Origin of the sequence: Colwellia sp. D2M02, assembly GCF_018860755.1 — a bacterium.
GTDB lineage: Bacteria > Pseudomonadota > Gammaproteobacteria > Enterobacterales > Alteromonadaceae > Colwellia > Colwellia asteriadis.
In genome coordinates this window covers 1-8145 of the sequence record NZ_JAHKPW010000007.1, presented here as the reverse complement: position 1 = coordinate 8145, position 8145 = coordinate 1, and the positions used below count along the sequence as shown (strand labels likewise).

Genomic DNA, 8145 nt, shown 5'->3' with positions numbered 1-8145 from the left:
AACGGTACAACCAAGTATTTTATTGTTGCTAGCACTCGCGACTATTCGCAAGTATTGGCAGAAAGTGACGACAGTGATCAAGTCTTAACTAATTATTTGTATGGTTTAGATTTAATATCTCAGGCAAGTAATAATGAAAGTTATTATTACTTATACGATGGTTTAGGCTCTACCCAAGCATTAACTGATAGCAGTGAAACGGTAACCGATACTTATGACTATCAAGCCTTTGGGCAGGTATTAAATCAAACGGGTGAAACTGAAAATAGTTACTTATTTACGGGTGAGCAATATGATAGTGAGTTAGATAATTATTATTTGAGGGCGAGGTATTATGACCAAGAAATAGGACGATTGACGCAGTTAGATACATATCAAGGGAGAAGTGTTGAGCCTGCAAGCCAACATAAATACCTATATGCGTACTCTGAACCTGTCAATAATATAGACCCGTCTGGAAATATCACACTTTCTAATATAAATGCAACATTAAGAATTAATGGTATTTTAGCTAGACAAAGCTCGGCTGTAGGTCAAAGTGCATTGAATCGATTCTTAGTGAACCGAGTGTCTAGGGGCAGTGGTGAAAGTTTAGGCCTTGTAGGGGACATGATTGTCACATTTGCAAGAGAGGCCTTCTTAGGAGTTTTAACTGATAATATCCAGAGCCAAGCTTCAAAACGTGTTATGGGTACATTTGCTCATACTCGCTTTGAGAAGAAAATTCTTGAAATGAAAAAGACTTTCAACAAGAAATTTAAGAAGTTTGGATTGTCTATCGATGCAGAAGTCTTTTTTGTTAATAAAAACGGAAAAGATGTGCCCGCAAAATACAGAAGAGAAAAGGGCTCTTTAGGTCTGGATGTAGTAATTCTGCAAAGAGGCAAACCTATTTTAGCTTTTGACTTAAAAACAGGTGCGGCTATGAGTAAATCTAGAGGGAAAAAGTTAAAATCTAGATTTATGGGTGCAGATATCTTTGAAATACAAGTATCGGTTAAAAAGTAATTTTTATGACAACATTAAAAAAAATAGAGAAAACTGCTAAATCAAACTTAATACCTCACTTGGAAAGTGATTTCGGATTCGAACATTTTTCGTCGATGATATTTTCGAGGCTACGAAGTGAAGATATATATGATTTTGTTATATTTGATGTGACCAGAGGCGGTAATTTAAGGGTTATTGTTACCTGTTCAGTTGTAGAATTAGAACCCGATATGCTTGAAAACTTTCCTCGTGGCGGAGGAATTATGATAGGGGGTTACTTAACAGATGAAGGCGTTGATTTTACTGGAGACTATTGGAGCCTTGAAAATATTGAAACGGACTTAAACGAGATCGTCCAGCTATTAGAAAAGTATGCAATTCCTTGGTTTGATAGTATTAAAACACGACAAAACTATCTTGATAATATGTATGATTACGTTAAGGAGCAATGTTCGGCAGAAGAAATATATGCCCTACTCAACCCGATAAGGTCATACGGTTTTCCACCTAAAAGGGAGCTGGTGTGAATTTTAAGCGAAACATAGTTGCCTAAATTAATGTAAAGAAGAGATGTACTATGAATACTCAATTTTGCTTTATTAAAGGGGAATTACCTTCTAGGGATACCCTCCAGTCTGCAATTACTGATTTGGAGTTAGAGTTTAAATTACAACTCGAACCTGAGTTTAATCTCAATGAGGATGAAGGCTTCTCCCCCTGCTCGATTGACGGATTTGACGATATAGGCTTTGAGTTAGAGTGCGGAAAAATAGAGGACATTCTGGAAGAAAGCGATGAATTTGAGCCCTATTTAGAAGACAGAACCAATTATATAGCCATGTCTTGGGGGGGAAGCTTCGGAGATTGCTTATGTGTGATGATCGTTACATTAGCATTGATGAAATATTTTAATGCAGTCACCACTTATGATTTTGAAATATCAGATACAATAAAAGATATTGAAGAAACAATTCAATCCTGCCTAAAGGAATTACAATTGTAGATACTGTGGCTCTTATGCTTGAAGCACTTTCAAGTTTTCCTGATTTAGCTTGTCTACATAAAGATCCTGACAGTCTCACTCTTTTTTTGTTAGATAAGACTACATATCTAGAAGGGATTAAATGAACCAAGATAAAATAATCGAGTATGTAAATAAAACTCTTAATAAAAGGGGTCGGTGACACATGGTTATTATGCGTATGATGACAATGGTAATACCCTGTCAGAAACTGATGGCGATAGCACCAAAACCTATCAATACAATGTTAAGAGCAAACTAACCGATTTTATTGATGGTACAAACACGACGAGCTACCAATACAATGTTGATGGTATTCGCGTAAATAAAACGGTCAACGGTACAACCAAGTATTTTATTGTTGATAGCAATCGCGACTATGCGCAAGTATTGGCAGAAAGTGACGACAGTGATCAAGTCTTAACTAATTATTTGTATGGTTTAGATTTAATATCTCAGGCAAGTAATAATGAAAGTTATTATTACTTATACGATGGTTTAGGCTCTACCCAAGCATTAACTGATAGCAGTGAAACAGTAACCGATACTTATGACCATGAAGCCTTTGGTGAGTTATTAAACCAATCAGGTGAAACTGAAAATAGTTACTTATTTACGGGCGAGCAATATGATAATGAATTAGATAATTATTATTTGAGGGCGAGATATTACGACCAAGGGATTGGTCGGTTTAGTCAGATGGATGAGTGGGGAGGAAAAACCTGTAAACCTATAACACTTAATAAGTATATATATGCAGACTCCGATGCAATTAATGGTATTGATCCTTCAGGTTATATGACAATAGCTGGACAGCTATCTATTGTAAATGCAAGTATGAGATTAAGTTCAGTTTCAATGCCTAGTTATGCAAGCTTCGCGCTCAAGGCTTCTGCGGCAACATATATTGTTGCGGTTGGCTTTGAAAATACTTCTTGGAGTATTTTTGAAGCAACAAGTGCGCCTAAAATTAAAAGTGCTAATGATAAAGTAGCTTATGAAGGAAATCGAAGATAATATAAGAATCGATGTGGAGAAAAGTGGCCCGGTGGTGGCTCTCAATGTGACAAGTGGAGATGGGAATTACAAAGGAATAGAGATTGTGCGGATATGAGAGAAGAGTTTGGGAAAAGGTGGTACGGAGGTACTGATAAAGGGCATCAAACTGCAATTGATGAAATGCGTAAAGCAGCGGAGAAACTTGAATTGAAAATAGAAAGGTTGTGCCGATAATGACTGAATATCAAAGTTTATGCGCCGCTTTTGCCTCTAGAAATAAACCAGAACATTTTACTGATTATATGTATTGTGAAGAGAACGCAGAGCATGATGATACATTGCTATCAAAAGATAATGACACCATTTCATTCCAAGATGTAGGTAACATCGCTTATTCACCAATAAGTTTTACTAGTATCGAGGGCTTTTTATATTACTTACCCGGGTTAGCACGTCTTGCTACGGGTACAGGTGAAGAATACTTTCTGGATACCTTTTTGGTTTATTTGGAAAATGAAGAGCGGCGAAATGCTCTCAATGGTAATGAAAAAAAAGCTTTATCTAAGTATTTAGCCTATTTGGGTGATAGCATTCAGAGTGAAATTCAAGAAAACTTAGATACAGAGGACTTGGTTGAACTTATAAATTGGCTCGAGCAGAAGTAACCAAACTGGAGTACTAGATCAAATAAATGGGTTAGTAATTTAATGAGTGAGGGGAATATTTATTTAATTCAGTGTTCACTTGAGCAAAGTCTATACAAATTGACTCCCTATGGACTTAAGGATATTTCCGCGAGTTCTAAGTGTATTGATTCTGCACAAGAGGATTTATGCAGACAAATAATCGATGCTACGGGAGATGGAGAAGTTATTTTAGAAATATTTCCCCCGATTGAAAAGAAAAATACAGTCGGTAAAAGCTTTCACGTTTCTATCGGTTACAATGATAGTGTACGAGCTTTAAATAAAGAGGTCTTGTATAAATATGGTAATTGCAATAAATGCCATTTTGGCATAAAAGGCGAACGTTCTTTGGCATTGCTTTCTGTTGATGCAATGCCTAAAGGAGATGTTTGTGGAGTTTCTGGTTGTTTTCCTGAAATCAAAATATATTCAAGTTCTTTTATTGGTGCTCTTTCATCTATGGAAGTGGCTCATCTAGAATTAAGGCCTGTATTATATGACAAAAAAGAATGTGGTTACTTTGAACTGATAACCAAGTCAGCTATCACCCCTGTTGGACTAAAAGGTGCAGAATATCCTAATGATTTTCAGCAGAGTTGGAAATGCGACATATGTGGTCATAAAGCTTTTTCTGTTTTTAGTGAAGACTTTGACTATGGAACCAAATTTATTTCACCCGAGAGCATAAACGATTCGACAACACTAATGTTATTTATTGATGATGGTTTTTCTGTAAGCTTGATGTTCAGGAAAGAAACCTGGAAAGCTTTAATAGAAAATAATAAAAAACTACGGCTGGTAACAGATAATGTGATAACTGTTTATCCAGAGTTTATCGAATCCCCCATACTAGATGAGCCTAGTTCATTCGAATGGGTATAGTGGTTAAAATAAATGGGGTCAGGTACACATTAATTAATAGTTCTACAGTGTAAAACTAGATTCAATATTAAGAATGATATATGACTAGATTATATTTAGCCCATTGAGAGAGTGCGGACGCTATGTCCTTTCTCTTTAAGCTTTTGTCCTAAAGTGAACATACCATCAATATGGTTTCAGAAAACTACTAGTTAAACTGTACATATCGAATTTAAAAAGGGCAATAACATGAGAATGTTATTGCCCTTTTTTCTACGAGATGTGAACACAGATGAAGCTATTAGTCGTGTACGACATCATTTAATCAAATTATTTTCTCGATTAAGTTTATTTAACCTTGCGCTTTAAGCATACGTGCTTGATGAAGTTTTTTATAACTTTCGATTAAACGTAAATGTTTATCTAAGCCTTCAAGGTTCATACTGGTCTTAGTTAGTCCATAAAAGGTGACATCGCCATTGATTGAGCCAACCACGTTATCCATTACTTCGGTACCAAACATACGCGTTAAGTTGTCAAGGTAATCTTCTATTTCAAGATCTTCATTTAACGCTATCTCTAATAAAGTACTCATCGCTTGGTAAAACAACACACGTGCAGGCGTATTGTCATTATATTGCAAGAAGGTTTCAACTAACTCAGCGGCTTCTTCTAGCGCGCCCAAAGCCAAGTAAATTAATATTTTTAACTCAAGAATAGTGAGTTGACCCCAAACGGTGTTTTCGTCAAATTCAATACCAATTAAGCTAATAATATCGCTATAGTTATCAAGCTGACTTTCCTCTAAGCGCTCTACTAAACATGCAAGTTGCTCTTCATTTAATGAGTGTATATTTAGAATGTCTTCTCGGTAATGTAGGGCTTTATTGGTATTGTCCCAGATCAAATCTTCCACAGGGTAAACTTCGGAATAATCAGGTACAAGTATTCTGCAGGCTATACCTAAGTCTGAAAACTCAGCGATATAAGCTTCTTTGCCTAAATCTTCTAGGATGCCAAATAATGCGCTGCATTCTTCTTCGTTTGTGCCAGAAAAATCCCATTCAACAAAGTCATAGTCATGTTTCGCACTGAAAAATTTCCACGAAATGATGCCGGTTGAATCAACAAAGTGTTCAACAAAGTTTTCTGGCTCAGAAACCGCCATACTGTTAAATGTTGGCTTAGGTACATCGTTTAGGCCTTCAAAACTTCTACCTTGTAGTAACTCAGTTAAGCTGCGCTCAAGTGCTACTTCAAAGCTTGGGTGAGCGCCAAATGAGGCAAATACACCGCCAGTTTTCGGGTTCATTAGCGTGACACACATTACTGGAAATTGACCACCTAAAGAGGCGTCTTTAACAACAACAGGAAAACCTTGTTTTTCTAAACCTTGAATACCAGCTAAAATATTTGGATACTTTTCAAGTACCGCTTGCGGCACATCGGGTAACACAATTTCTTGCTCAATTATTTGTCGTTTTACTGCACGCTCAAATATTTCAGACAAACATTGTACTTTGGCTTCTTCGAAGTTATTACCCGCGCTCATTCCGTTACTTAAGAATAGGTTTTCAATAAGGTTTGACGGGAAATAAACGGTTTTTCCATCTGAGTGGCGCACGTAAGGGATTGAACAAATACCGCGTTCAACATTGCCCGAGTTAGTGTCAATTAAGTGCGAACCTTGTAATTCTTCATCAGGGTTATAAATATCAAGACAGTACTCATCTAAAATACCAACAGGAAGTGCGTCGTCGTCTTCTAATGGAAACCACTTTTCATTGGGATAATGAACAAACTCGCTGTTGGCAATGTCTTGACCAAAAAATTGATCATTGTAAAAAAAGTTACAGTTTAAGCGTTCAATAAATTCGCCTAATGCTGAGCAAAGCGCACTTTCTTTAGTAGAACCTTTGCCGTTAGTGAAACACATAGGTGAGGCTGCATCACGAATGTGTAAAGACCACACGTTTGGCACAATATTGCGCCAAGACGAAATTTCAATTTTCATGCCTAAGTCGGCTAATATATTTGTCATATTAGCGATAGTTTGTTCAAGAGGTAAGTCTTTACCTAAGATGAAGGTGTTGCTACTTTCATTAGGCTTAGCAATAAGCATTGCCTGTGCATCTTGCTCGAGACTAGCTACCGTTTCAACCTTAAATGTTGGGCCTGTTTGTACTACCTTTTTTACCGTACAACGGTCAATAGAGCGTAAAATACCTTCGCGGTGTTTTTCTGAAATACTTTCTGGCAGCTCTACTTGAATTTGAAATATTTGATTGTAACGATCTTCAGGATCAACAATATTGTTTTGTGAAAGTCTAATGTCGTCTGTTGGAATATCTCTTGAAGCGCAATACACTTTTACAAAGTATGCCGCACAAAGTGCCGATGACGCTAAAAAGTAGTCGAAAGGCCCAGGGGCTGAACCGTCACCTTTGTAGCGAATAGGTTGGTCAGCAATGACGGTAAAGTCATCAAACTTAGCTTCAAGTTTGAGATTGTCGAGAAAGTTAACTTTAATTTCCATTACATAGTTTCCAAAATTGTTTAAGTTATAAGTCGTGAGTTAGGGCTAAAAGTAACGCGTGTTACATCTTCAGTTTAACGACGAATAATAGTGTGACTTTTAATATAGCTATTATCTGTTTTTTTATCGTAATAGTCTTGGTTAAGTTATTTTAATTGAGAATAAGTTGCTTTAATTGAAAGTAAGTTAGCTTGCTGGCTAAATAGCTTATGTTCCAGTTGAGCTATTCGCTTACTATTCGAGTAATTCACTAACAATTAATTTAAGTAAAAATGTTTCACGTTCAATTGATAAGCCTTTTTTAGCGCTTTTTGCGATAGTTTCTTCATTATGAGCAATCGCTTGGTGAATGTTCATCCACACTGGGTGCATACCATTGTTAATTTCGTGCTCTTCTAAGGCGGGCTCAAGTTGCTCATCATCAATAGTGCAAACGTAACAATAGGATTTCATATGCACAATATCAAAATCGGCTTTGTGCCATGGCCGAAACTCTTCATATAAACCAAAGTCGCTAATATTTTCGATTCGTTGTGCCCCTGTTTCTTCTCTTAGTTCACGAATAAGCCCATCAATATTACTTTCACCTTCGTCAATACCACCGCCAGGAAGGCTATAGTCGTGATAGCGCTTAGTATAAAGTAGTAAAATATTATCTCCTCTTAATACAATAGCCCGTGTTGCTTTACGGATAAATGTGGGCGCTGAAAAGTCAGTAACGTCGGCATGAACGGTAGATTTGAGTAACTGCATATAATATTTGAGGTAAGTGAACTATGGTGTGCTTATGTTGCTATTGTACGTAGCAATAGCACAAGGTTAAAGGGGAATTATCAATGTCATCTTTAGTTAGGGGCTGTTGATCTTTCGAGATTATTTTTGCAGCTTTTTGTTGGGTATTTATACAAGGAAGAGCCTTTGTAATGTAGTTATTCTACCTAAAAAGGCGATAACGCAGTAAAAATGACCAACAAACGCTGTCCGAAGGATTCGGCTAAAAGCGTTTTACTCTTTGTTGAACAGTATTTGCTTAGAATGACTAGGCAACACAC

The 8145-nt window shown here is 36.8% G+C and carries 8 protein-coding genes and 1 pseudogene; 6 read left to right on the top strand and 3 right to left on the bottom strand.

Annotated features, from left to right (window positions below):
* From KO495_RS00785 to KO495_RS00760, 6 genes are all read left to right on the top strand, one after another.
* A partial coding sequence (locus KO495_RS00785; RefSeq protein ID WP_215978492.1) for an RHS repeat-associated core domain-containing protein occupies positions 1 to 1008 on the top strand: 1008 nt, incomplete at its 5' end.
* A gap of 5 nt (positions 1009 to 1013) precedes the next feature.
* Positions 1014 to 1517, top strand: coding sequence for a hypothetical protein (locus tag KO495_RS00780; protein WP_215978491.1), 504 nt, complete (start codon positions 1014 to 1016; stop codon positions 1515 to 1517).
* A gap of 50 nt (positions 1518 to 1567) precedes the next feature.
* Complete coding sequence (locus KO495_RS00775) at positions 1568 to 1993, top strand: hypothetical protein (protein WP_215978490.1); 426 nt, start codon at positions 1568 to 1570, stop codon at positions 1991 to 1993.
* A 177-nt stretch (positions 1994 to 2170) separates the two neighbouring features.
* The gene (locus KO495_RS00770; protein ID WP_215978489.1) at positions 2171 to 3028 is read left to right on the top strand and encodes an RHS repeat-associated core domain-containing protein; all 858 of its coding nucleotides are present in this window, start codon (positions 2171 to 2173) and stop codon (positions 3026 to 3028) included.
* Between the two features lie 215 nt (positions 3029 to 3243).
* Entirely contained in the window at positions 3244 to 3675 is a 432-nt protein-coding gene (locus tag KO495_RS00765) for a hypothetical protein (protein ID WP_215978488.1), read from the top strand.
* 42 nt (positions 3676 to 3717) lie between these two features.
* Positions 3718 to 4578, top strand: coding sequence for a hypothetical protein (locus KO495_RS00760; protein ID WP_215978487.1), 861 nt, complete (start codon positions 3718 to 3720; stop codon positions 4576 to 4578).
* A 331-nt stretch (positions 4579 to 4909) separates the two neighbouring features.
* Here KO495_RS00760 and KO495_RS00755 read toward each other — a convergent pair whose 3' ends face one another.
* The 3 genes and pseudogenes from KO495_RS00755 to KO495_RS17465 form a co-directional block, all read right to left on the bottom strand.
* A complete protein-coding gene (locus KO495_RS00755; protein ID WP_215978486.1) occupies positions 4910 to 7093 on the bottom strand; it encodes an OsmC domain/YcaO domain-containing protein in 2184 nt (727 codons plus the stop codon).
* Positions 7094 to 7327: 234 nt separating this feature from the next.
* Positions 7328 to 7846: an NUDIX hydrolase gene (locus KO495_RS00750; protein WP_215978485.1), complete on the bottom strand. Its 519-nt coding sequence runs from the start codon at positions 7844 to 7846 to the stop codon at positions 7328 to 7330.
* Between the two features lie 92 nt (positions 7847 to 7938).
* Positions 7939 to 8145, bottom strand: a pseudogene (locus KO495_RS17465) (hypothetical protein).

Excerpts from the sequence above, each read along its gene's own strand:
- KO495_RS00780 (WP_215978491.1), top strand. The coding sequence starts at position 1,014 with ATGACAACATTAAAAAAAATAGAGAAAACTGCTAAATCAAACTTAATA.
- KO495_RS00775 (WP_215978490.1), top strand. The coding sequence starts at position 1,568 with ATGAATACTCAATTTTGCTTTATTAAAGGGGAATTACCTTCTAGGGAT.
- KO495_RS00765 (WP_215978488.1), top strand. The coding sequence starts at position 3,244 with ATGACTGAATATCAAAGTTTATGCGCCGCTTTTGCCTCTAGAAATAAA.
- KO495_RS00760 (WP_215978487.1), top strand. The coding sequence starts at position 3,718 with ATGAGTGAGGGGAATATTTATTTAATTCAGTGTTCACTTGAGCAAAGT.
- KO495_RS00755 (WP_215978486.1), bottom strand. The coding sequence starts at position 7,093 with ATGGAAATTAAAGTTAACTTTCTCGACAATCTCAAACTTGAAGCTAAG.
- KO495_RS00750 (WP_215978485.1), bottom strand. The coding sequence starts at position 7,846 with ATGCAGTTACTCAAATCTACCGTTCATGCCGACGTTACTGACTTTTCA.